Source organism: Methylopila sp. 73B, assembly GCF_000526315.1.
Lineage (GTDB): Bacteria > Pseudomonadota > Alphaproteobacteria > Rhizobiales > Methylopilaceae > Methylopila.
The window spans coordinates 4,126,376-4,150,054 of sequence record NZ_JAFV01000001.1; the positions used below are offsets into that span (position 1 = coordinate 4,126,376).

At 69.3% G+C, this 23,679-nt stretch carries 18 protein-coding genes; 7 read left to right on the forward strand and 11 right to left on the reverse strand.

Features of this window, described 5'->3' with window-relative positions:
- Nucleotides 1-4 precede the first annotated feature (4 nt).
- The 3 genes from K244_RS0119895 to K244_RS0119905 all read right to left on the reverse strand — a co-directional run bounded on the left by K244_RS0119895 (nucleotide 5) and on the right by K244_RS0119905 (nucleotide 4,812).
- Nucleotides 5-1,540 carry a hypothetical protein gene (locus K244_RS0119895; protein ID WP_020188055.1) on the reverse strand — a complete coding sequence of 512 codons (1,536 nt, stop codon included), beginning with the start codon at nucleotides 1,538-1,540 and terminating at the stop codon, nucleotides 5-7.
- A gap of 10 nt (nucleotides 1,541-1,550) precedes the next feature.
- A complete protein-coding gene (gene flgK / locus K244_RS0119900) occupies nucleotides 1,551-3,374 on the reverse strand; it encodes a flagellar hook-associated protein FlgK (RefSeq protein WP_020188056.1) in 1,824 nt (607 codons plus the stop codon).
- A 64-nt stretch (nucleotides 3,375-3,438) separates the two neighbouring features.
- Complete coding sequence (locus K244_RS0119905; protein ID WP_020188057.1) at nucleotides 3,439-4,812, reverse strand: flagellar hook-basal body complex protein; 1,374 nt, start codon at nucleotides 4,810-4,812, stop codon at nucleotides 3,439-3,441.
- Nucleotides 4,813-5,039: 227 nt separating this feature from the next.
- On the opposite strand from K244_RS0119905, the gene pip reads away from it, so the two are divergent.
- On the forward strand, nucleotides 5,040-6,029 hold the full coding sequence (gene pip / locus K244_RS0119910) for a prolyl aminopeptidase (RefSeq protein WP_020188058.1): 990 nt from the start codon (nucleotides 5,040-5,042) through the stop codon (nucleotides 6,027-6,029).
- Between the two features lie 59 nt (nucleotides 6,030-6,088).
- Complete coding sequence (locus tag K244_RS0119915; RefSeq protein ID WP_020188059.1) at nucleotides 6,089-7,279, forward strand: PQQ-dependent sugar dehydrogenase; 1,191 nt, start codon at nucleotides 6,089-6,091, stop codon at nucleotides 7,277-7,279.
- A gap of 154 nt (nucleotides 7,280-7,433) precedes the next feature.
- Here the strand turns inward: K244_RS0119915 and flgH are convergent, their stop codons facing one another.
- The 4 genes from flgH to flgF are packed head-to-tail and all read right to left on the reverse strand — an operon-like array spanning nucleotide 7,434 to nucleotide 10,695.
- Nucleotides 7,434-8,186: a flagellar basal body L-ring protein FlgH gene (flgH, locus tag K244_RS0119920; RefSeq protein ID WP_020188060.1), complete on the reverse strand. Its 753-nt coding sequence runs from the start codon at nucleotides 8,184-8,186 to the stop codon at nucleotides 7,434-7,436.
- Between the two features lie 14 nt (nucleotides 8,187-8,200).
- On the reverse strand, nucleotides 8,201-9,130 hold the full coding sequence (gene flgA, locus K244_RS0119925) for a flagellar basal body P-ring formation chaperone FlgA (protein WP_020188061.1): 930 nt from the start codon (nucleotides 9,128-9,130) through the stop codon (nucleotides 8,201-8,203).
- A gap of 5 nt (nucleotides 9,131-9,135) precedes the next feature.
- Complete coding sequence (gene flgG, locus K244_RS0119930; RefSeq protein ID WP_020188062.1) at nucleotides 9,136-9,924, reverse strand: flagellar basal-body rod protein FlgG; 789 nt, start codon at nucleotides 9,922-9,924, stop codon at nucleotides 9,136-9,138.
- 27 nt (nucleotides 9,925-9,951) lie between these two features.
- Nucleotides 9,952-10,695 carry a flagellar basal-body rod protein FlgF gene (gene flgF / locus K244_RS0119935; RefSeq protein WP_024816639.1) on the reverse strand — a complete coding sequence of 248 codons (744 nt, stop codon included), beginning with the start codon at nucleotides 10,693-10,695 and terminating at the stop codon, nucleotides 9,952-9,954.
- A gap of 278 nt (nucleotides 10,696-10,973) precedes the next feature.
- On the opposite strand from flgF, the gene K244_RS0119940 reads away from it, so the two are divergent.
- The 5 genes from K244_RS0119940 (at nucleotide 10,974) to K244_RS0119960 (ending at nucleotide 17,489) form a co-directional block, all read left to right on the forward strand.
- On the forward strand, nucleotides 10,974-11,543 hold the full coding sequence (locus tag K244_RS0119940; RefSeq protein ID WP_020188064.1) for a flagellar basal body-associated FliL family protein: 570 nt from the start codon (nucleotides 10,974-10,976) through the stop codon (nucleotides 11,541-11,543).
- A 25-nt stretch (nucleotides 11,544-11,568) separates the two neighbouring features.
- Nucleotides 11,569-12,723, forward strand: coding sequence for a flagellar motor switch protein FliM (fliM, locus tag K244_RS0119945; RefSeq protein ID WP_020188065.1), 1,155 nt, complete (start codon nucleotides 11,569-11,571; stop codon nucleotides 12,721-12,723).
- Nucleotides 12,724-12,726: 3 nt separating this feature from the next.
- Nucleotides 12,727-13,284, forward strand: a complete 558-nt coding sequence (locus K244_RS0119950; protein WP_020188066.1) for a DUF6468 domain-containing protein — start codon at nucleotides 12,727-12,729, stop codon at nucleotides 13,282-13,284.
- Nucleotides 13,281-13,979 (forward strand): hypothetical protein, encoded by a 699-nt coding sequence (locus K244_RS0119955; protein WP_020188067.1) that lies wholly within the window; start codon nucleotides 13,281-13,283, stop codon nucleotides 13,977-13,979. The genes K244_RS0119950 and K244_RS0119955 overlap by 4 nt, the downstream gene beginning before the upstream one ends.
- Before the next feature lie 117 nt (nucleotides 13,980-14,096).
- On the forward strand, nucleotides 14,097-17,489 hold the full coding sequence (locus tag K244_RS0119960; RefSeq protein WP_155931873.1) for a hypothetical protein: 3,393 nt from the start codon (nucleotides 14,097-14,099) through the stop codon (nucleotides 17,487-17,489).
- A gap of 91 nt (nucleotides 17,490-17,580) precedes the next feature.
- Here the strand turns inward: K244_RS0119960 and K244_RS0119965 are convergent, their stop codons facing one another.
- The 4 genes from K244_RS0119965 to K244_RS0119980 all read right to left on the reverse strand — a co-directional run bounded on the left by K244_RS0119965 (nucleotide 17,581) and on the right by K244_RS0119980 (nucleotide 23,629).
- Nucleotides 17,581-18,555 (reverse strand): CoA ester lyase, encoded by a 975-nt coding sequence (locus K244_RS0119965; protein ID WP_020188069.1) that lies wholly within the window; start codon nucleotides 18,553-18,555, stop codon nucleotides 17,581-17,583.
- Between the two features lie 121 nt (nucleotides 18,556-18,676).
- Nucleotides 18,677-21,445 carry a phosphoenolpyruvate carboxylase gene (locus K244_RS0119970; RefSeq protein WP_024816641.1) on the reverse strand — a complete coding sequence of 923 codons (2,769 nt, stop codon included), beginning with the start codon at nucleotides 21,443-21,445 and terminating at the stop codon, nucleotides 18,677-18,679.
- 102 nt (nucleotides 21,446-21,547) lie between these two features.
- A complete protein-coding gene (gene sucD / locus K244_RS0119975) occupies nucleotides 21,548-22,447 on the reverse strand; it encodes a succinate--CoA ligase subunit alpha (RefSeq protein ID WP_020188071.1) in 900 nt (299 codons plus the stop codon).
- 12 nt (nucleotides 22,448-22,459) lie between these two features.
- Complete coding sequence (locus tag K244_RS0119980; protein ID WP_020188072.1) at nucleotides 22,460-23,629, reverse strand: malate--CoA ligase subunit beta; 1,170 nt, start codon at nucleotides 23,627-23,629, stop codon at nucleotides 22,460-22,462.
- Between the last annotated feature and the right edge of the window lie 50 nt (nucleotides 23,630-23,679).

Below are 23,679 nucleotides of genomic sequence, written 5' to 3' on the forward strand. Positions count from 1 at the left end.
GGCGTCAGAGGTAGTTGACGAGGCTGAGCGACTTGAGGGTCGCGGCCACGCTGTAGCTCGCCTCGATGCTGGACTGCAGCGCCAGGATCTTCACCGTCACCTCGTCGCTGTCGGCGTCGACGACGCCGGACAGCGCGTCCTCGGCGAGGGCGCGCGCGGCGTCGTGGCGGTCGCCCGCGGCCTCGATCGAGGTGTTGGCGATGGCGAGATCGGACGCGACCGACTGCAGCGCGGACGACGTCTCGGTCGAGGACAGGGCCCCCACCGTCCGCTCGCGCAGCGCTTCGTAGCGGGCCTCCGCGTTCGCGTCGCTCGCGGAGAAGGTGGTGGCCGAGAGCACCGCCAGCGACTTGATGACGTTAGCGAAGGCGCTCTCGTTCGCCTGCGCGCCGTAGGAGACGGTGACGCCGTCGGCGATCTTCGCGGTCGCGGCGTCGCGCGGATCGGACGTCGCATCGTCGCCCCGGTACCAGGCGACGGTGAGGTCCGCGGTGCCGGTCGTGTCCAGCGACGTCGCGCTCTGGAGCGCCGCGATGCGCTCCGCGTCCGTCGCATAGGTTCCGTCGAAGCCCGTCACCCGCGCGGGCTCGCCGTCGCTCGTGAAAAAGTCGTTTCCGGCCGCGACCGCGGAGGCGGCGGTCAGCGAGGTGTCCGCCAGCGTCTGGAGCGAACTGTCGAACGCGGCCTGCAGGTTGGCGGTGGTCTCCTCGGGCGTCGCGCCGATCAGGAACTCGCCGTCCTGAAGCTCGGCGCCGTCGTCGGTCCGGGCGGTGAGCGTCAGGTCTTCGGTCGAACCGTCGGGCAGCGTTAGCGTCACCGTGACCGTCTGGCCGTCGCTGGGCGTTCCGTCGACGCCAAGGGTCAAGGTCGCAGGATCGCCGGTCGGACCCTCGACCACGCCGCCGGTGAGCGACGACGAGGCGGAGGACAGCTTGAACCCGAAGTCGCCCGACTCCTCCTCCGACACGGTGAAGGAGGCGCCGCTCGCCTCCGAGACGTCGAGCCGCCCGCGGCCGTCGGCGCCGAGATCGGCGAGGCCGCGCTCGTAGATCACGGTCTTCAGCCCGGCCTTGTCGCCGTCGTCGGACAGGATTTCCTCGGCGCTCAGCACTGGCTCCGTGTCGGTCGAGGCGCCGGAGAACAGGTAGCGGCCGTCGACGTCCGAGTTCAGGTAGCTGATCGCCTCGTTGAGATAGGCGCCAGCCTGCGATTGCGTTGCGGTCTGGCCGCCGGAGAGGCTGTAGCTCGCGCTTGAGTCGAAGCTCGCGATCTCCGACGCGATGGTGTCGAGCCCGTCGACCACCGTGTTCATGACGGCGATGCGCGTCCCGACGGTCGCGCCCACGCCGTCGTAGGAATCGAGCTGCGTCAGCTTCGCCTTCATGGCGAGCGCGACGTCGCGGCCCGTGCCGAGCCCCGCATAGGTGGAGGAGACCTTGCCGCTCGCGAGTTGCTCCGACAGGTCCTGAAGCTTGGCGTTGTTGTTCGCCATCGCCTTCAGCAGGCTAGGGCTGTAGAGGCTCGAACTGATCGTCGTCATCGTTCGGCCCTCACGACTGCAGCAGCATGTCGAGCATCTCCTTGACCGCCGTCATCACGCGCGCGTTGGCGCTGTAGGCGGTCTGGAGCGTGATCAGGTTGGTCAGCTCGGAGTCGACGTCGACGCCGGATTTCGAGGCGTAGCGGTCCTCCAGCGCCGAGACGACGGCGGATTGGCTCTCCGAGACGCGCGTCGCGGTCGCGCTGGCCGAGGCCTGGTAGGACACGATGTCCTGCGCGAACTCCCCGATCGTCCCGCTGTAGCCTGCCGACGCGCCGCCAAGGCCGGTGTCGGTCCGGAAGCTGCGATCTGTGGCCAGAGCCTCGACCAGGAAGTCAGCGCGGCTGGAGTCGCTTGCGGCCGCCGTTGACGAGTAGGCGGTCAGCAGCGCCGGATCGTCGACGACGGCCGAGTTCACAGCGATGCGGCTGGCGAAGCCCGTGCGCTGGTCCGTTCCGTCGCGGCTGCCGGAATAGATCGTGTCGCCGGCGTCGACGAACAGCGGCAGCGCCACCCCGTCGTCGGTCAGGACCGTCGCGGTGATCTTCGACGCGCCGCCCGTAACCGTGACGCTGGCGCCGGACGCCGTGAAGGCGAAGCCGGTCGCGCTCTCCGTCGCCTCTATGTCGATGCCGGCCGCGGTCAGCGCCGCGTCGATGTCGTCGGCTGCGCTGGCGGACGAGAAGTCGACGCCGATCACCGTAGCGCTCGGGTCCGCCGTGACGTCGGCGTCGAGCGGAAGGCTGGCGGCGTCCGTGACGTTAATGAGCGTGACGGTCCGGGTCTTGCCGCCCGACGTGTAGGTGACGGTCATGGTGTCGCCGGGCTGCGCGCCCTCGGTCGACAGGTCGACGCCGCCCGTGACCGTGGTCCCCGCCACCGTCGTCGCGCCGAAGGCCTGGGCGAGATTCGCCGCCAGCTCGTCGAGCTGGGCCTGCGCCTCCGGCAGCGTCTCGTCGCGCAGGTCGGCGAGCGCGCGCAGCTCGCCGGACTTGAGCGAGCCGTCCGCCAGCAGGTCCGCGGAGTAGCCTGAGGTGCGCGTCAGCGTGATCGTGCCGAGCGTGCTGTCCGCACGCGTCGAGGAGTAGGCCTTCTCGGCCGAAACGCTGGACGTCGGTTCGAAGGTCAGCGTCGAGGCTTCGCCCGCGTCGTAGAGCGTGAGGCCGCTGGTCGTGGTGATGCGGACGTCGCCGGATCCCGTGTCGCTGACCTTGATGTCCATCAGCGAGGCCAGCTCGTTGATGGCTTGGTCGCGCTGGTCTTCGAGCGAGGCGCGGGCGCTATCGTTGGTTGAGGCGGCGATCTTCGCCGACAGGCTCGCGATCGACTGCAGCGCCTCGTTCGCGACGTCGACCCCGCTGGCGAGCGCGTCGTCGGCGTCCTGCCGCAGGCCCTGCACGCCGTTCGAGGCGTCGTTGAGCGCCTGCGCCAGCAGGACGGCCTCCTGCACGGCGGAGCCTTGCGTCGTCCCGTCGTCCGGAGAGGCCGCCAGCGCGTCGAAGGCCGACGACAGGCTGGAGACCAGGCTGTCGATCGAGGTGTCGCTGTCCACCGTGCTGAACAGCGATTGAAGCTGGTCGAGGTAGCTCGCCGTCGTGGAGGCGGAGGCGGCGGTCGCGCTTTCCGAGCGGAGTTGGCGTTGCAAATAGAGGTCGATCTGCCGCTGGACCTCGGTGACCTTCACGCCGCCGGTCGAGCTCTGCTCCGTCGTCAGCGACTTCGCGACATAGCCGGCCGTGCTCGCGTTCGCGACGTTGTTCGCGACGAGGTCGAGCCCGGCCTGGGTGGTCTTGAGGCCGGAAAGCGCGGTGGAAAGCGAGGCGGAAAGGCCCATCGTCACGCCTGATCAAAAACGGTCGGCCGGGGCGCCGCCGAACGCGGCGCCGCCGGAGACGAGGTCAACGGAGCATCTGAAGGACGTCGTCCATCATCGAGTTCGCGGTCGTCACCACGCGCGTGTTCGCCGAATAGGCCTGCTGGGTGACGATGAGCTTGGTGAACTCGTCCGCGATGTCGACGTTCGACTCCTCGATCGCGCTGCCCACGATCGAGGAGCCGCTGACGAGCGTCGGCGTGCCGGAGGCCTCCGTCATCGCGAAGGCGCCGCCGTCGAGCTGCTTGAGCTGGTTGTCGGCGGCGAAGGTCGCGACCGGGATCTCATACAGCGTCTTGGTCTTGCCGTTGCTGTAGGTCGCCACCAGCGCGCCGCCGTCCTCGATGGCGAGCCCGGTCATCTCGCCGGACGCGACGCCGTCCTGGGTGAGCTTGGACGTCGAGACCGTCCCCTCGCTGTTGGCGTACTGGGTGAGACCCGACCCGTGCTTCAGGGTCACGTCGCCGTAGCTCGTGCCGTCGATGGTCAGGTCCGTCACCGTCGTCGCGCCCGAGGAGGGGGTGGTGAGCTTGCCGTTTTCGAAGACGTAGCCCTGCGTGCCCGCGGTTCCGCTGTCCGCGTCGATCTGGGTCCAGGCTGTCTCCGTTCCGGTCGCTGTGGAGTCCGACAGGTAGTAGAGCGACCAGGTGTCGTCCGTGCCGGCGGTCGAGTCGGCGTTGCTGGTCTTGGCCCAGCGCAGCGTCAGGTCCTGGGCTGTGCCGTTCGCGTCGTAGACCGTCACGGAGCCGCCGCTGACGGAACTCTCCAGGAAGCTGTCGGCGTCGTCGGCGGAGATCGTCGATCCGACGGTGGACTCGAGCAGATAGGAGCTCGAGTCGGTCGAATCGTAGTTCTCGGTCTGCGGGACGGTGGGAAGGCTCGCCTCGTAGTTGACGGTGGAAGTCGCCTTAGCCGGATAGATTTCGTCGTCGGAGATGTCGATCACTTCGGCGGTCGACGAGGCGGTGCCGGAATCCGACACGCGGTTGCCCACGAGATAATAGCCGGCGCCGTTGACGAGGTTGTCGTTCTTGTCCAGCTCGAAGTCGCCGCGTCGCGTGTAGAGATCCGTGCCGGTGAAATTCGTCTCGCCGTTGGTCGCGCCCGAGGAGTCCTGCACGAGGAAATAGCCGTCGCCGCTGATCGCGATCGAAGTGTCGGACTCCGACGCCGTGACGGTTCCCTGCACGTTGTTCGTCGCCTGCGAATAGGCGGCGACCGAACCCGAGGTCTGCGTCTTCGCGCCGGAGGAGTCCGTCACCAGATCCTGGAACGCGGTGTCGGTACGCTTGTAGGCGGTCGTCGAAGAGTTCGCGATGTTCCCCGAGATGTTCTCGAGCGCATAGGATTGAGCGCTGAGGCCGCTCACCGCCGTGGTCAATGCTCCGTAGATGCCCATCGTACTCTCCTCGAACTGGCGGTCCCCGCGCCTGTCGGACGGAGCAAGCGCGAGGCCAAGACGAAAACGCTGAGTTTTGAACGGTTTTTCTACCCTGCGGCTCTCGCCGGACCGGATCTCTTCTGCCGGCCGGCACAATCTGCCGGCCCCGGCGCGCGGTTGACGGACGTCGGCGACGCGATCACCGTCGCGCGGGTTCGAACGGCGCGCTGGAGCGGAGCGACGACATGGCGGATGCAAGACGCGCGGCGGTCGCCGACAGGCGCACGCTCTACCCGCCGATCGAGCCCTACGACCACGGCATGCTCGACGTGGGCGACGGCCACCGGGTCTACTGGGAGCTGTGCGGCAACCCGCGCGGCGCGCCCGTGGTCTTCCTGCACGGCGGACCCGGGGGCGGCTGCGGGCCGGCGCACCGTCGCCTGTTCGACCCGAAGCGCTACCGCATCCTGCTGTTCGACCAGCGCGGCTGCGGGCGCTCGACTCCGTACGCGAACCTCGACGCCAACACCACCTGGGACCTCGTCGCGGACATCGAGCGGTTGCGGGCGATGACGGGCGCGGAGCGCTGGCTCGTCTTCGGCGGCTCCTGGGGCTCGACGCTCGCGCTGGCCTACGCCGAAACCCACCCGGAGAGGGTCTCCGGGCTCGTCCTGCGCGGCATCTTCACGCTCCGGCGTTTCGAGCTGGACTGGTACTACCAGTCCGGCGCCTCGCTGCTGTTCCCCGACAAGTGGGAAAAGTTCCTCGCGCCAATCCCCGAGAACGAGCGCGGCGACCTGATCGCGGCCTACCGCAAGCGGCTGATCGGCGACGACGCCGCGGCGCGGCTGGAGGCGGCGAAGGCCTGGAGCGTGTGGGAGGGCGAGACGATCACCCTGCTGCCCGACCCCGCCATCACCGGCCAGCATGGCGGCGACGCCTATGCGCTCGCCTTCGCGCGGATCGAGAACCACTACTTCACGCACGCCGGCTGGATGGAGGAGGGGCAACTGATCCGCGACGCGCACAAGCTCCGCGGCGTGCCCGGCGTCATCGTGCAGGGCCGCTACGACGTGGCGACCCCGGCCGTGACGGCCTGGGACCTGCACAGGGCCTGGCCGGAGGCGGAACTGCACATCGTCGACGACGCCGGCCACGCCTATTCGGAGCCGGGAATCCTCGACCGTCTGGTGCGGGCGACCGACAGCTTCGCGACGCGTTTGACGCCTTCTTGATTTGAACCGGCGAGGTCCGCGCCTACCTCCCGTCCATGACACAACCGGAGATGCTCCCCATGCGCCAGGCGTCGCTCGCCCGCTCCCTGCTGCTCGCGACGGCGGTGGTTCTCGCGGCCGCGCCGGCCGCCACCGCTCCCGCCTTCGCGCAGGCCAAGAAGGCCGAGACGGTCAAGTCGGAGAAGCAGAGCTTCTCCGTTGAGACGGTGGCGACAGGGCTTGAGAATCCGTGGGGCCTCGCCTTCCTGCCCGATGGCCGGATGCTGGTGACGGAAAAGGCCGGACGCCTGAGGCTGATCCTGCCCGACGGCAAGGTTTCGCCCGCGGTCACCGGCCTGCCGAAGGTGGACGCGCGCGGGCAGGGCGGCCTGCTCGACGTGGCTGTCTCGCCGGACTTCGCCAACGGGCGGCTCGTCTACTTCACCTTTTCGGAGGCGGGCGAGGGCGGCGTCAACGGCACGGCGCTGGCGCGCGGCCGACTGGCGGACAACGCCCCGCGGCTCGAAAACGTCGAGGTGATCTGGCGGCAGGCGCCGAAGTACGCCTCCACCAAGCATTACGGCTCGCGCATCGTGTTCGCGCCCGACGGGAAGACCATGTTCGTGACCGTCGGCGAACGCTCGGACAAGGAGTTCCGCGTCAAGTCGCAGGCGCTCGACGAGACGCTCGGGAAGGTCGTGCGGCTCACGCTCGACGGAAAGCCTGCAGCGGGCAACCCGTTCGAGGGCCGCTCCGACGCCAAGCCCGAGATCTGGTCCTACGGCCACCGCAACCCGCAGGGCGCGGCGATCAATCCGGCGGACGGCGCGCTCTGGGTGACCGAGCATGGGCCCATGGGCGGCGACGAGCTGAACAAGCCGGAGGCCGGCAAGAACTACGGTTGGCCGGTCATCACCTACGGCAAGGAGTACTCCGGCGCCGCCCTCGGCGAGGGAACGGAGAAGGCCGGGATGGAGCAGCCGGTCTACAAGTGGGTCCCATCGATCGGGACCTCAGGCCTCGCCTTCTACGGCGGCGACGCGCTCCCCGGCTGGAAGGGCAGCGTCTTCGTCGGCGGCCTCGCCGTGCCCATGCTGGCGCGGCTGGAGATGAGCGACGGCAAAGTGGTGAAGGAGGAGCGGCTGCTCGAGGACATGGGCGAGCGCATCCGCGACGTCCGCCAGGGCCCGGATGGCCTGCTCTATCTGCTCACCGACAGCGCCGAGGGCCGGGTGCTCCGCTTGAAGGCGGCGGCGAACGGACGCTCCTGAGCCGTCAATGGGGGAGCGGCCGCCGGGGGGAGCCGGCGGCCGCGTCCAGCTTCGCGCGGTTAACTGCGGGTGGACGCAGGGTTAACGCGCGAAGCCTTCGCGGACGACTGGCGGGGCGGGCCCTGCCGCGCCGCCGCCCGCAAGGGGGAAACTCTTAGAAGGGCAGCAGCACGTCCATCACCTGCTGGCCGTAGCGCGGCTGCTGCACGTCGGTGATCTGGCCGCGGCCGCCGTAGGCGATGCGGGCCTGGGCGATCTTCTCGCTCTCGATCGTGTTGTCGCTGTCGATGTCCTCGGTCCGGACGATGCCGGCGACGATCAGCTCCCGGATCTCGAAGTTGACCCGGATCTCCTGCTTGCCCTCGATCACCAGCGAGCCGTTGGGCAGCACCTGGGTGACGACCGCCGCGACGTTGGTGACCAGCGTCTCCTTGCGGTCGACCGAGCCCTCGCCTTCGCTCGACGAGGTCGAGCCGGCCTTCACGGCGTTCGACGGGTCGACCCCGCCCGGCAGGATCTTCTTCAGATAACCCTCGTAGCCGAGCACATTGTCGAGGTTCGCGGCTTCCGTGTTGGTGCGGCTGCGCTTGGTGGTGTTCTCGAGCTTGGCGCTGTCGGTGATGTCGACCTTCACGGTCAGCAGGTCGCCGACCTGGCGGGCGCGCGGGTCCTTGAAGAAGCCGCGGGCGCCGGACCTCCACAGCGAGTTCGGCTGGTACGACACCGGCATCGGCTCGGGCATCGGCATCTGCACCGGCTTGTAGCCGGCCTGGGTGGTCGGATTCTCGATCGCCGAAAGGGCGGGCTGCTTGCCGATGCCGGCGAGGCGGTCGGCGGCGCCGCAGCCAGCGAGCAGGCTCGCGAGAACCACGGGGCCGGTCAGGCGGAAGGCGAAGGGAAGACGCATCGGACAGGTTCCTTTCAGCGTCGGGCGATGGCGGTCGGGGCCGCGGTCACCGTCACTTCGGACGGCCCCGTGACGACGCCGCTGACGATGCGCTTCGACTGGACGTTCTGGACGTCGATGAGATCGCCTTGCGCGCCGGACGCCAGCGCCTTGGCCTTGAGCGACAGCGACATGCCGGAGCCGCCGTAGACGAGCGTGACGAAGCCGCCGCGCTCCACATGCTGGGGACGCATGAGATCATTCGCGCGGAACGTCTGGCCCTCGCGCAACGCCCGCCGGGTGGCGAGGCCGCGCGCGCCTTCGAGATCCACCGCGTCGCCGTTGCCCGCCTTCGGGCGGCGCTCGACCATCAGGTCGGCGTCCCGGAGCACCTCGCCGCGGGCGAGCGGGCGCGCGGTCACCGCCACTTCGACGGTTTCGACGACGGCGCCGGTGACGCGCGTTCCGCGAGCGCCGCGTTCCGCGCCCAGAACGGCCTCGAAGCGGCCGGACCGGGAGTCGAGCGCGAACTGCGAGACCTCCACGGCGCCACGGTTCTGCGGCGAGAGATGCACGGTGCGGTCGTCGTCCAGCGTCACCCGCATGGCGGACGGCTGTGCGCCGACGTCGGCTGCGGCGCGGGCGGCGATCGCCTCCATCACCTGGTCGCCGCTGACGCTTCGGCCGAGCCGCGTCACCGCAATTTCGGAGACGAGACCGGCCGAGACGCCCTCGACCCCCGCCCGACGCGCGGCGGCGATCACGGCGTCGGCCGGCACGGCGCCGGTGAGGCCGTAGTCCGGCGCTCGGAACAGGGCGACGCCCGCCGCGGCGCCGGCGTCGTCGGCGAGGTCGCCGAGCGTGACGATCTCGGCGGAGACCAGCGCCTCGGCGCGCAGCGTCGGGGCCGCGAAGGCGGCGGAGGAGGCGAGCAGGGCGGCGGCGAAGGCGGCGAGACGGAACATGGATCTCACCGCAGCATCGACGAGGTGGACTGCAGCATCTGGTCGGCGGACGAGACGACCTTCGAGTTCATCTCGTAGGCCCGCTGGGCCGCGATCAGGTCGGAGATCTCGGTGACCGCGTTGACGTTCGACGCTTCGAGGTAGGACTGCAGCGTGGAGCCGAAGCCCTCCGCGCCAGGGTTATCGACCAGCGGCGTGCCGCTCGCCGGCGTCTCGAGGAACAGGTTGTCGCCCTTGGCCTCGAGGCCCGACTTGTTGATGAAGCGCGCCAGCTCGATCTGCCCCAGCGCCTGGGGGGCGGTCTGGCCCTGGACGGTGGCCTCGACGCCGCCGGTCGCGCTGATGCTGACGCTGAGCGCGTTGGTGGGAACGGTGATCCCGGGCAGCACCGTGTAGCCGTCGGCGGTCACGAGCTGGCCGTTGGCGTCGAGCTCGAACGAGCCGTCGCGGGTGTAGGCGGTGCGGCCGTCCGGCAGTTGGACCTGGAAGAAGCCCTCGCCCTTGATGGCGATGTCGTAGGTCTTCTCCGTCGAGGCCACGGTGCCCTGGCTCATCACCCGCGGCGTCGCCACCAGCTTGACGCCCGAGCCGACGTCAACGCCCGTGGGCAGCACGGTGCCGGTGTCCGAGCTCGACGAGCCCACCTGACGCATCGACTGATAGAGCAGGTCCTGGAACTCGGCCCGCTGGCGCTTGAAGCCGGTGGTCCGCATGTTCGCGATGTTGTTCGAGATGATCTCGACGTTGGCCTCCTGGGCGGCCATGCCGGTCGAGGCGATGTTGAGGGCGCGCATGGTGCGTCTCCGTCCGTCTTCGCCGGCTTACGCCGGAACCTCGGCAAGCTTCTCGATCGCCGAACGCCGGATGTCGTTCTGCGCGTCGAGGATCCCGGATATCGACGTGTAGGCCCGGTTCACCTCGATCAGGCGGCTCATTTCGACGATCGGCTTGACGTTCGACTTCTCAACCGCGCCCTGCACCACGGCGGTCGTGGCGGGCGCGTCCTTCGGGTCTTCCGTGGTCGCGTAGAGATTGCTGCCGATCTTATGGACTGCCCGGGGATCGGCGAAGCTGACAAGGCGGAGACGGCCGCGCACGCCCTCGCTCGTCGCGATGGTGCCGTCCCGGCCGATCGTCAGCCCGGTCTCGTTGGGCGCGAGCTGAATCGGGCCTGCGGTGGACAGCAGAGGCGCGCCGTTGGCCGTCACGAGCTGGCCCGAGGCGTTGACCCCGAACGCGCCGCTGCGGGTGTAGCGCTCGCCGGCCTCCGTCTCGACCACGAAGAAACCCTCGCCGTCGATCGCGAAATCCATCGCGCCGCCGGTCGACTCCACATTGCCCGGGGCGAAGCTGTGCCAGGTTCCGCGCTGCTGCACGAAGGACAGTTTCTGATCCTGCGTCGGAAACGTGCCGTCGCGGGCGTTCGGCATCATGAATTCGCTGAACACCATCTGTTCGGCCTTGAAGCCGGTGGTGTTCATGTTCGCGACGTTGTTGGCGATGACGTCGAGTTCGCGGCGCAGGACGACCTGGCGCGACAACCCGACGAGAGACGCGTTTTCCACCAAACGCTCCCGTGGTCCGTGTTTGCTTTCCGCGTGCGCCCCGCTTGTCCTCCCCGACGAGCGGCGCTCACGACGATGGGGTTGCACGCGGCGTGCCAACATCGGAGATCGTTCAGAACTGAGCAGATTGGCGTCTCGGAGCCGCTCGCCGCCGCCCGGCGCCATCGGGTCGACCGGCGCAAAATGCCCGGCAGAACTTGCCGGGCGAACCGCATTTTCAAGAGTTCATTAACCTTTGCGACCTATTCGTTAACCCTAGCGGACAAACCGCTTGGGCGATGAGGGAGCGCGGCGCGAGCCGCGTGTCGGGGATGGCGGAAGCCGAAGGCGCCGGCGGCGAGGCGAAGCCGAAGTCCAAGAAGAAGCTGATCATCATCGCGGCCGCGGCGGCGGCGGTCGTGATCGGCGGCGGCGTGGGCGGCTACCTGATGTTCGCCAAGGGCGGCGGCGAGCACGGCGCCGCGACCGCAGCGGCCTCCGGTCAGGACGGCGGGGAGCACGGCGGCGAGGGCGAGGCTCAGGCGGCGACGCCGGCGAAATCCGCGGCGTTCGTCGACCTGCCCGAGATGACGGTGAACCTCGCGACGGTCGACAAGGAGCGGCAGCAGTACGTCCGCATGACCGTGGCGCTCGAGGTCGGGAGCCCCGAACTCGTGGAGGCGATCAAGCCGCTGCTTCCGCGCGTGATCGACAGCTTCCAGACCCATCTGCGCGAGATGCGCCCGAGCGATCTCCGGGGCTCGGCCGGGGCCTACCGCCTCAAGGAAGAGCTTTTGCGCCGGGTGAACGTCGCGATCGCGCCGGCGCGCGCCGACGCGGTGCTGTTCAAGGACGTCGTCGTCCAGTAGGGCGCGGACCAGAAAGGTCGGGACGATGGCGGGGGAAGACGACGACGATCTCGCGGCCGAATGGGGCGCCGCGATGGCGGAGCAGGTCGGCGAGGACGCCGAGGCGATGGCGGCCGAGTGGGCCGCCATGCTTGGCGGTCCGGCCGTCGCCGACGACGGCGGCCGCAAGTCTCCGGACCGGGTGCTCAATCAGGATGAGGTCGACGGCCTCCTCGGGTTCAACCCGCACGAGCTCGGCCTCAACTCCCAGTCCGGCATCCGGGCGATCATCAATTCGGCGCTCGTCTCCTACGAGCGTCTGCCGATGCTCGAGATCGTGTTCGACCGGCTGGTCCGGCTGCTCACGACCAGCTTGCGCAACTTCACCTCGGACAACGTCGAGGTCTCGCTCGACGGCATCCGTTCGGTGCGCTTCGGCGACTACCTCAATTCGATCCCGCTGCCGGCGATCCTCTCGGTGTTCAAGGCCCACCAGTGGGACGGCTTCGGGCTGATGACGGTCGACAGCGCGCTGATCTACTCGATCATCGACGTGCTGCTCGGCGGCCGACGCGGCGCCGCGACGATGAAGGTCGAGGGCCGCCCCTACACCACGATCGAGACCAGCCTGGTCCAGCGCATGATCGAGGTGGTGCTGGCCGACGCCGAACAGGCATTCCGCCCGATCACCAACGTTAACTTCTCGCTCGACCGGCTGGAGACGAACCCCCGCTTCGCCGCCATCACCCGCCCGGCCAACGCCGCGATCCTCGTCAATCTCCGGATCGACATGGAGGACCGCGGCGGCTTCATCGAGGTGCTGCTGCCCTACGCGACGATCGAGCCGATCCGCGAAATGCTGCTGCAGCAGTTCATGGGCGAGAAGTTCGGCCGCGACGCGACCTGGGAGGGCCATCTCGCGACCGAAATCTGGTCCGCCGAAGCCGAGCTCCACGCGGTGCTTTACGACAAGAAACTCCCGCTGCGCACCATCCTCGATCTCGACATCGGAGACACCCTGATGCTCGATGTCGCGCCCGACGAACTGGTCGAGATTCGGTGCGGCGACCAGGTCTTGACCGAGGCGCGGATGGGCCGTGCAGGCGATAAGGTCGCGGTCCAGATCGCCCGTCCGCTGCGCCGCTCGCACACCACGCTCGCCGCCTTCGAGGCGGCCGGCGAATCCCGGAAGGACGCCTGAACCATGGAGAACGTCGTCGGTTTCGCGATCGAGTCGCTCGTCGCGGTCCTGCTCGTCGCGACCATCGCCTATTGCGCGCTGCTGAACCGCAGGCTCGGCAAGCTGCGGGCGGACGAAGGCGTGATGCGCGAGACGATCACCGAGCTCGTCGCCTCGACCCACGCGGCCGAGCGCGCGATCGTCGCGCTCCGGGCGGCGCTCGGCCATTGCGAGGACACCCTGGCCGAACGGCTGGGGCGCGCCGAAACCATGTCCACCGCGATCGCCGGCCAGTTGAGCGCAGGCGAGGAGGTGATCGAGCGCATCACGCGGATCGCCAAGGCGGCGCGGGACCATGCCGCGCGCGAGGCGAGCCTGGACGAGATTGCGCGACGCGACGCGGATCGCGAAGCCGTCCGGTTGGCCGCCCGTCGCCGCGCCGAGGAGGAGGAAGAGACGCGCGCGCTCATCCGCCGCGTCGCCGAGGAGGCCGAGCCCGTCAGCCGTTCGGCCGCGACGGCCGCCGCGGCCGAGCTGTTCGCCTCGCGCATCCGGGCCCTTAGCGCCGGTTCGCCGGCATGACGACGGACCGCATTCGCCTGATGCCGATCGTGATGACCGCGGCTGCGGCGCTGCTCGCGCTCAAGACCGTCGGTCTCGTCACACAGACGAGCTACCTGTTCGCCAGCCCCGCCGCGGCCGCCGGCGCCCCGAAGGCCGAAGGGCATGGAGCCGCGCCCGAGGCGGCGGAGCCCGGTGAGGCCGCGGCGCCCGCCGTGCGTCCCAAGGAGGCTCCGACCGAGCCGTCCACCTCCGCTTCGGAGAAGGCCCTGCTGGAGGCGCTGCAGAAGCGCCGCGAGACGATCGAGGCCAAGGCGAACGATCTCGACGTCCGCGAGAACCTGATCAAGGCGGCCGAGCGCCGGATGGAGGAGCGCCTCGTCGAGCTCAAGCGGCTCGAGGAGCAGGTCTCGGCGGCGGAGGATCGCCGCCGCGAGGAGGACAAGGCCAAGTTCAAGGAGCTCATCGTCCTCTACGAGGGCATGAAGGTGAAGGAGGCCGCGCGGATCTTCGAGCGCCTCGACGCCTCCGTGCTGATCGAGGTGGCGAGCCGCATGAACCCCCGCAAGCTGGCCGAGGTCATGGGCCAGATGTCGCCCGACAGCGCGGAGAGACTGACGGTCGCGATGGCGCGCCGGAGCGACGGCTCGCTCGCCCCGCGCCCGGTGGCCGCGAGCGACCTGCCGCAGATCGTCGGACGCTCCGCCAATCCCTGACCGCGCGTCGCGCGAATTCCGCCGCGGCGGTAACCTTCCACCAACCGCTCGTGCTTAAGACTGTTCGGTGCGGCCGTCCGGCCGCAGGCGAGCGCGAGGGCGAGGGACCTGGTCGACGTGTCGGGGGTGAGACTGCGGGCGATCGCCGCCGCGCTGGCGCTGGGCTGGACCTGCGCCGCGGCCGATTTCGCGCGCGCCGCGACCGCCACGGTGACCGCCGGCATGCAGCCCGAAGGTTACGCCCGGTTGGTCTTCGCCTTCGACCAGATGCCGAAGATCAGCGCCTCGCTGTCGGGCACGGTGCTGGTCGTCACCTTCGGGGAGCCGACGGAGGTTGATCTCGGGACGCTCGGCCGCGATCTGCGCGGCCTGGTCCGGATCGTCCGCAAGGAGGCCGACGACACCGCCATCCGCTTCGCGCTGGAGCGCGGCGTCATCCTGAACGCGCAGGAGGCGGGTGACTCGTTCTACGTCGATCTGCTGCCGACGACGTGGAAGGGCATGAAGCCCAGCCTGCCGCCCGAGGTCGTGGCCGAGATGAGCCGTCAGGCGCGCCGAAGCCGGATCGCGGAGCTCGAGGCGCAGGTGCGCAAGGCGGCCGCCGCGACGCCGCTCACGGTCTCCGGCGCCACGCATCCGACCTTCCGCCGGCTCGTGTTCGGCGTGGACTCCCGCGTGCAGGTCAATCTCGCGCGCAAAGGCGACACGGCGCTTGTGACGTTCGGCGCCGACATGCCGTTCGACTTCGTCGCCGCCAAGGCGATGCTGCCGACGCCGCTCGCCGGACTTGCGGTCCGCCGCTCCAACGGCGGGGTCACCGTCGTGGTCCCGGCGCCGAAAGACGTCGCGGTCCGCGGCTTCCGTGAAGACGACACCTATGTGCTGGACGTGGATCGCAAGGACGCCGCGCCCGTCGCCGACGCGGGCGCGGGCGGCGATCCCCATCACGCGGAGCCGCGCCCGGAGCTCGCCGAGGCGACGAAGGGCGCCGTGGCGGCCGCAGCTTCTGCCATCGCCACGGAGGCTCACGCGCCGCAGCGTGCTCCGGCCCCCGCCCCAACTTCGGCCCCAGCCACGCAAAGCGTTCCCGGCGCGGAGACTCGCGCGGCCCCCGCCGCGCCGGCGGCGGCCGGGCGGCCGGAGCTCAGCCGTTTGGGCCAGTCGCTCCGCATCCGCCTTCCGTTCGACAAGCCGACGCCCGCCGCCGTGTTCGCGCGCGGCCGCACGGCCTGGGCGGTGTTCGACACGCCGGATGCGATCCCGCTCGACGACGTCCTGAAGGCCTCGAACGGCGCGATCCTCGCCATCGAACAGAGCGTGGTGGAGCGCGGCCGGGTCATCCGTCTCAAGCTCGCGGAGCCCCGCGCGGTGACGGCGGCGGCGGAGGGGGCGGCCTGGATCCTCTCGCTCGGCGACGACATCCTCGGCGGCGCCGACCCGATCGACTTCGCTTCCAACTTCGGCCGGGACGGCCGCGGCGCGCTGGTCGCGCATATTGAGGGCCTCGGCGGCGTTCGTGAAATCGACGATCCGGAGTTCGGCGACCGCCTGATGGTGGCGTCGCTGTCCGGTCCGGCCCGCGCGTCGCTTCGGCCGCAGGCCTTCGTGGAGGTCGGGCTCCTGCTTACGGCCCAGGGCGTGGTCGCCTTGCCGATGGCCGACGACGTGCGGATGACGGCGAAGATGGACGCGCTCACGATCGAACGCGACGCCGGACTGTCGCTCTCGATCGACGGCGGCCCGCGCGCTGCGGAGGCCGGCGCCGGCGGCCCTGCGTCGGACGTCGTGCTCGATGCCGCAGGCGGCCGCGAGGCGGTCTCGGAACGGTTTTACGCGCGCGAACGCAAGCTGCTCGACGCGGCCGCCCGCGCGACGCCTGACGAGCGCATCGAAGCGCGCGTCGCCCTGGCGCGGTTCTATGCGTTCCGCCGGATGGCGGCGAACGCCCGGGCGGTGATCGAGGCGACGGTCGGTGACGATGGGCTCGCCGAACGCGACCCGCGCGTCGCCATCCTGCGCGCGGCAGCCGCGGCGCAGCTCGGGCGCTACACCACCGCCATCCAGCTGCTCTCGACGCCCCAGCTCGCGGCCAACCCCGAGGCCTCTCTGTGGCGGGCTTTCGCCGAGGCCGGGGAGGGGCGCGTCGGGCCGGCGCGGGATTACCTGAGCAAGGGCAAATCCGCGATCGGCGCGCTACCGCCCGACTATCAGGCGCTGTTCAGCGAGATGGAGGTGTCGCTCGCGCTCGAGGCGAAGGATCACGTCGCGGCGGTCAGCGCCTTCGACCGCCTGGAGCTGTTGCCGGCGATCCATGGGCAGAACGCGCGCGAGGTGATACGCGCCCGGGTCTTCGAGGCGCTTGGCCAGACCGACAAGGCGCTGCAGTCCTATGACGTCGTGCTGAAGGGCTCCGACCCGATCTCCGCCGCCGAGGCGGATCTGCGGGCGATCGAACTGCGGCTGACGGTCGGAAAGATCTCGATCCCGGACGCCATCGCCGCGCTCGAACGGCTGGTGACGGGCTGGCGCGGCGACTGGATCGAAGCCGAGGGGCTTGCCCGCCTCTCAGGCCTCTATGCCGACGCCGAGCGCTGGCGCGACGCCTTCACCACGCTGAAGACCTCGGTCGAAGCGTTCCCCGACGTCGACGCCACGCGCACGCTGCAGGATCGGATGCAGGCGCGGTTTACCGACCTGTTCCTGGGGCCGGCGGTCGATCGCATGCAGAAGGTCGACGCTCTGGCGCTGTTCTACGATTTCCAGGAGCTCAGTCCGGGCGGCAAGCGCGGCGACGAATTGGTGCGGCGGCTCGCGGACAAGCTGGTCGAGGTCGACCTGCTCGACCAAGCTTCGGCGCTGCTCGAGTACCAGATCGAAAACCGCCTCACGGGGGCGGGCCGCGCGCAGGTCGCCGCCCGCGCAGCCATGATCTACCTGATGAACGACAAGCCTGCGGAGGCGGCCCGGGTGCTTCAGAAGACGCGGCAGGCCGATCTGCCGGCGTCGCTCGTCCGCACCCGCCTGATGCTCGACGCCCGCGCGCTTGCGCAGACCGGTCGCACGGAGCTTGCGCTCGAGATGGCGGACGGTCTCGGCCCCGAGGCGGCGCGTCTGAAGGCCGACGTGCTCTGGGCGGCGCGGCGCTGGAGCGAGGCGGGCGACGCGCTGGAGGTCGCGCTCGGCCCGGTGTGGCGCAAGCCCGAGCCGCTCGACGCGTCCGAACGCGCCGACGTGATGCGGGCCGCGATCTCGCTGTCGCTCGCCGACGACGATCTCGGTCTCGACCGCATCCGGCAGAAGTTCGCCTCCAAGATGGCGGACAGCCCGGACGCCCATGCCTTTGAAGTGGTGACGGCGCCGATCGAGGCGCGCGGCGAGGCCTTCCGCGAAGTCGCGCGCTCGATCGCGACGACGGCCGCCTTCGAAGGTTTCCTGAAGGACTACCGCAAGCAGACCGATGACGAGGCCGCGAGCAACGCAACTCCGCCGCGCGCGGAAGGCGCGGGCTGACGCCGTCGAGACGGCGAGCTCAAACGAGAACGGCCGGAGCGAAACCCCGGCCGTCGGGCGCGTGATCGCGATCGCAGTTCGAAACGCCCGATCAGGCGGCCTTCATCGCGTTGGCCTTCTCGATCAGCGCTTCCGCCATGCGGATGGAGGCGATGTCGATCAGGCGGCCGTCGAGCGCGACGGCGCCGCGGCCGGCCTTGGCGGCCTCTTCCATCGCTTCCAGAATGCGGCGGGCCTTGGTGACCTCGGCCTCGGACGGGGTGAACACCTCGTTGGCGAGGTCGATCTGCGAGGGATGGATCGCCCATTTGCCTTCATAGCCTGCGGCGGCGCAGCGGCGGGCGGCGGAGAGGTAGCCGTCGGGGTCGGAGAAGTCGCCGAAGGGGCCGTCGATCGGGCGCAGGCCATAGGCGCGGCAGGCGACGAGCATGCGCTGCTGGGCGAACAGCCACGGGTCCTGCCAGTGGGTCTCGCGCTTGCCCGCGTCGTCCTTGTCGGTCAGCACTGAATAGTCCGGGTTCACGCCGCCGATGACGGTCGAGCGGGTCCGGCAGGAGGCCGCGTAGTCGGCGACGCCGAAGGACATCGCCTCGAGCCGCTTGGACGAGGTCGCGATCGCCTCGACGTTCGCCATGCCGAGCGCGGTCTCGATCAGCACCTCGAAGCCGAGCTTCTTCTCACGCTTCTTGGCCTGCTCGATCTGCGTGACGAGCACGTCGATCGCGTAGACGTCGGCCGGCACGCCGACCTTGGGGATCAAGATCATGTCGAGGCGCGGGCACTGCTCCACGATGTCGACCACGTCGCGGTACATGTAGTGGGTGTCGAGACCGTTGATGCGGATCATCATGGTCTTCGTGCCCCAGTCGATCTCGTTCAGGGCCTGAACGATGTTCTTGCGGGCCTGCTCCTTGTCGTCGGGGGCGACCGCGTCCTCGAGGTCGAGGAAGATGACGTCGGCCTTCGACTGCGCCGACTTCTCCATGAAGGTCGGGTTCGAGCCCGGCACCGCAAGCTCAGAACGGTGCAGACGCGGCGTGGCCTGCTGAACCAGAGTGAAGCTCATACTTTCCTCCTGAAGCAAATTTCAAAGCACGATCGCTGCGGCGGACCGTACTCATTATAATTATGGGGGCAACACATCAGTTCGGATAAACTACGAAAAGCGCATAGGGCGCAGTCTAATCTTATCCTGTGGCGCCAAATCCGACTGCGATGCAGTTGATGGACAGAAGAAGCGCGGATTTCGCTTCCTCGCGCTTGAACTCGTCGGTTTCGCCGCGGTAGCGGCGAAGCAGTTCAACCTGCTCGTGGCTCACCTGGTTGATGACGGGCAGGCGCTCCGCCAGCCGTTCCCGGAAGGCGGGATAGCGGAACGCGATCTCGCCGCCGCCGGAAACGCGCAGCGCCATCTCGCAGGTGAGCGCGTACTCCTCCTCGATCATCCGGAAGATGTCCTCCCGGACCGCCTCGTTCGGCACGAGCCCGGAGTACTCGCGCGCGATCGAGAGATCGACCATGCGCAGCGTCTTCTCGACCTCGTCGAGGATCAGCCGGAACGGCTTCGACTGTTCGAACATGCGCTTCAGCAGCGCCTCGCCTTCCTCGCCCCGGACGTCGATGAAGTTCTTGAGCGCCGAGCCGATGCCGTACCAGCCGGTGATGATGTGGCGGTTCTGGGCCCAGGCGAAGACCCACGGGATTGCGCGGAGATCGGAGAGCGAGCGCGCGCCGAAGCGGCGGGCGGGGCGCGAGCCGATGTTCAGCAGCGCGAGTTCGTCGAGCGGGCTTGCGTTCTGGAAGTACTCGACGAGGCCGGGATGGTTGATAAGGTTGCTGTAGACCGCGCGTGAGGCGCCCGACAGCGCCTCCATGGCGTCGTCGTACTCCGGCCGCGCCGCCGCGCGCTCCTTCTGCGAGCCAAGCACGTGCTGGATCACCGCCGCGGCGGTGAGCTCCATCTGGTAGGCCGCGGTGCCGCGGTTCGAGTACTTGAACGAGACCACCTCGCCCTGGTCCGTCACGCGGTACTGCCGGCGGATGGAGCCGGGCGGCTGGGCCGCGATCGCGCGCGCGGTCGGCGCGCCGCCACGGGAGACCGAACCGCCGCGGCCGTGGAAGAACGCGATTGGCACGCCCGCCTGCTCGCCGACCTCGGTGAGCTTGGCCTGCGCCTTGTACAGCTCCCAGTTCGAGGCGAAGTAGCCGCCGTCCTTGTTGCTGTCGGAGTAGCCGATCATCACCTCGTGGTAGCCGCCCTGCCACCGCACGGACCGGCGCACCAGCGGGATCGACAACAGCTCCTTCATGATCGCCGGCGCGGCGCGAAGGTCCTCGATCGTCTCGAACAGCGGGACGATGGGCAACTGGCAGATCTCGACGCCGGGGCTGTCGAGGTAGATTCGTGCTTCTTTGGCGAGAACGTAGACGCCGAGGATGTCGTTCACGGAGCGCGTCATCGACAGGACGAAGCAGCCGACGGCCTCGCGGTCGAGCTCCGTGCGCATCTCGGCGACCAGCGCGAAGGTCGCAAGCGTTTCGCGCGACTCCTCGGACAGCCCGTCCAGCCGGCGCGGCGTCGAGCGCGGCTTGGACAGCTCCGAGGTCAGCCAGGCGCGCCACTCGCGGGACTCGACGTCCGGGGCCTGATCGGCGGACTGGCCCTCGATCGCGGCCCACATCTCCCGCAGCGTGTTGGTCGTGCGGGTGGAGTTCTCACGCACGTCGAGATGGACGGTCGAAAAGCGGAACAGCTCGACCATCCGGCGCACCGGGCGGACCTGGTTGACGGCGAGCGAACGGCAGCCGGCCTCGACGAGACCCTGTTCGAGAGCCTTGAGGTCGTTGATCAACTCGTCGGCGTCGACATAGAACGGGCCCGGCAGAATGACGGGCTCCTCCTTGTTGCGCTCGATGGTGGCGTCGAGCTTCCGCAGAATGCAGGTCTGAAACTGCCGGAAGTGCTCGCCGGGATTGCGCGCCTCGATCGCCTGTCCGTCGCCGCTGGCGGCGAGCCGGGCGGTGAGCTCCTTGCGGAACGAGATCGGGGTCGGCAGCGATCGTTCGGTGATCGACAGCAGCTTGCCGAGATCGACGATGCGGGTGCGGAAGCGCCGCATCGAGGCGCGGCCGTTGCGCTTGAGGGTCGTCCGGGTGACCGCGGAGGTCACGAACGGGTTGCCGTCCCGGTCGCCGCCGATCCACGAGCCGAACTGGAAGAACGCCGGCACCTCGAAGGTCTCGTCCGGGTAGTATTCGGCGAGCGAGGCTTCGAGCGAATCCAGCACCTCCGGCAGCGTGTCGAACAGCGATTCGTCGAAGAAGTGCAGGCCCCACGAGACCTCGCGCACGACCGTCGCCTTTTCGAGCTGAAGCTCGCCCGTCATCCAGATCAGCTCGATCTGGTCGCGCAGGTCGGCGATCAGCGCGACGCGCTCGCGCTCGGTCCAGCGCGGCAGCTCGAGCTCGCGCAGGTCGAGATAGATGCGCCGGAGCTTCTCCAGCACCGTCACGCGCTTCGCTTCGGTGGGATGCGCGGTGAGGGTGGGGCGGATGCGCAGCTCGCGCAGCAGCGTGTGGATCTCGGACGGCTTCACCCCCGCCGCGACGGCGTCGGCGAGGACGCTCGAGAAGGTGCCCTTGACCTCCGCGCGCCCGAGCGTCCGCTCGGCGTGGCGGCGGCGCCGCATCGCCGTGTTCTCCTCCACGATCGACAGCAGACGGAACCAGATGCCCTGCACCTGAAGCGCCCGGCCCATCAGCTCCGGGCTGAGGCCCGCGATGTCGGTCTCGCCCTTCAGCACGCCCTCGAGCTCCGGCTGGTGCCGGCGACAGACGTCGAGCAGCGACTGGAACAGGATCTCGGTCGCGATGTCCGGCTCGGTGCCGGTGATCATCGGAGCGGCGAAGCCGGCGTCGGGCGTTACGCGGGGAGCAAGTTGAACGATCGAGGTCATCGCGAGGTCCACTTCTACCGACGTGCGGAGGCGCGCCGTCTTTGGAGACGGATGACGGCCGGCGTTGGCGCTTATTGAGGCGCCGACGCCGGCTGCGGCGCGTCAGGCCGCGTTCTTGAGCTTCCCCAGGACCTCTGCAACCGTCGTGCCGAAGTCGCCGGGGGACGGAGCCACCGTCAGCCCGTAGGAGAGCATGATCTCGGCCTTCTCCGCCGCGCTGTCGCCCTGGGCCGAAATGATCGCGCCCGCGTGGCCCATCCGCCGGCCCTTGGGCGCCGTCAGGCCCGCCACGAAGCCGATCACGGGCTTCGTCATGTTGTCCTTGATCCAGGCCGAGGCCTCGGCCTCCTGCGGGCCGCCGATCTCGCCGATCATCAGCACGGCGTCGGTTTCCGGATCCTGCTCGAACAGCGCGAGATGGTCGAGAAAGGACGAGCCGTTGATCGGGTCGCCGCCGATGCCCACCGAGGTCGAGATGCCGATGCCGAGCGCCATCATCTGCGACGCCGCCTCGTAGCCGAGCGTGCCCGAGCGCGAGATCACGCCGACGTTGCCCTTGAGGTAGATGTGGCCGGGCATGATGCCGAGCATCGACTTGCCCGGCGAGATGATGCCGGCGCAGTTCGGGCCGACCACCATGGTCCGCCTGTCCTTCGGGTAGCGGCGCAGGTAGCGCTTCACGCGCATCATGTCCTGGGCCGGGATGCCGTCGGTGATCGAGCACACGAGGGCGAGCCCCGCGTCGGCCGCCTCCATGATCGCGTCCGCCGCGAACGGCGGGGCGACGAAGGTGATCGAGGTGGTGGCGCCGGTCGCGGCCACCGCGTCCTTCACGGTGTTGAACACGGGGAGGCCGAGGTGCGTCTTGCCGCCCTTGCCGGGCGTCACGCCGCCGACGACGTTGGAGCCGTACTCGACCATCTCCTTGGTGTGGAAGGTGCCTTTGTCGCCCGTGATGCCCTGGACGATGATCGGGGTCTTCTCGTCGATGAGGATGCTCATGATCGGGTCTCCTCAGGCCGCGGTCTTGTAGGCGGCGACGGCCTTCTGGGCGGCCTCCGACAGGGTGTCCGCGGCGATCAGGTCGAGGCCGCTCTCCTCCAGGATCTTCTTGCCGGCCTCCACGTTGGTGCCGGCGAGGCGGACGATCAGCGGCACCTCGATCTTCACCTCCTTCGCGGCCTGGATCACGCCTTGCGCGACCCAGTCGCAGCGGTTGATGCCGGCGAAGATGTTGACCAGGATCGCCTTGACGTTCTTGTCCGAAAGCACGAGGCGGAACGCGGTGGCGACGCGCTCGGGGCTCGCGCCGCCGCCGACGTCGAGGAAGTTCGCGGGGCTGCCGCCGGCGTGCTTGATCATGTCCATGGTCGCCATGGCGAGGCCCGCCCCGTTGACGATGCAGCCGATCTCGCCGTCGAGCCCGATGTAGTTGAGGTTGTGCTCGGCCGCCTGCGCCTCGCGCGGGTCGCTCTGCGAAGGGTCGTGCATGTCCGCGACGTTGTGACGACGGAACAGCGCGTTGTCGTCGAACGACATCTTGGCGTCGAGCGCGAGCACGCGGTCGTCGCGGGTCACGACGAGCGGGTTGATCTCGAGCATCACGCCGTCGGTGTCGCGGAAGGCGCGGTACGCGCTCATGATAAGGCGGACGGCGGCCGCGACCTGCCGGATGTTGAGCCCCAGCCGGAACGCGAGCTCGCGCGCCTCGAACTGCTGCAGGCCGACCGCGGGCTCGACGACGATCTGGATCAGCGCCTCGGGGTCGTTCTGGGCGATCTCCTCGATCTCCATGCCGCCGTGCGTGGAGGCGATGACGACCACGCGCTCGGCCTTACGGTCCAGCACGAAGCCGAGATAGAGTTCGCGCTCGAAGGGGTCGGCGACCTCGACGTAGACGCGCTGCACCGGCTTGCCCTCGGGCCCAGTCTGGGCCGTGACGAGGCGCTTGCCGAGCATGGACTTCGCCGCGTCGCGCACCTCGTTGTAGGTGCGGCAGAGCTTGACGCCGCCGGCCTTGCCGCGGGCGCCGGCGTGGATCTGGGCCTTGACGGCCCAGAACGACCCGCCGAGTTCGGTGGCGGCGTAGACCGCCTGGTCGGGGCTGAACGCCACCGCCCCCTTGGGGACGGCGACGCCGAAACTCGCGAGCAGTTCTTTAGCTTGGTATTCGTGAACGTCCATCACGACCCTCCCTTGCGTTTCAACGTACCGACGCGCGAGCTTTCGTGTGT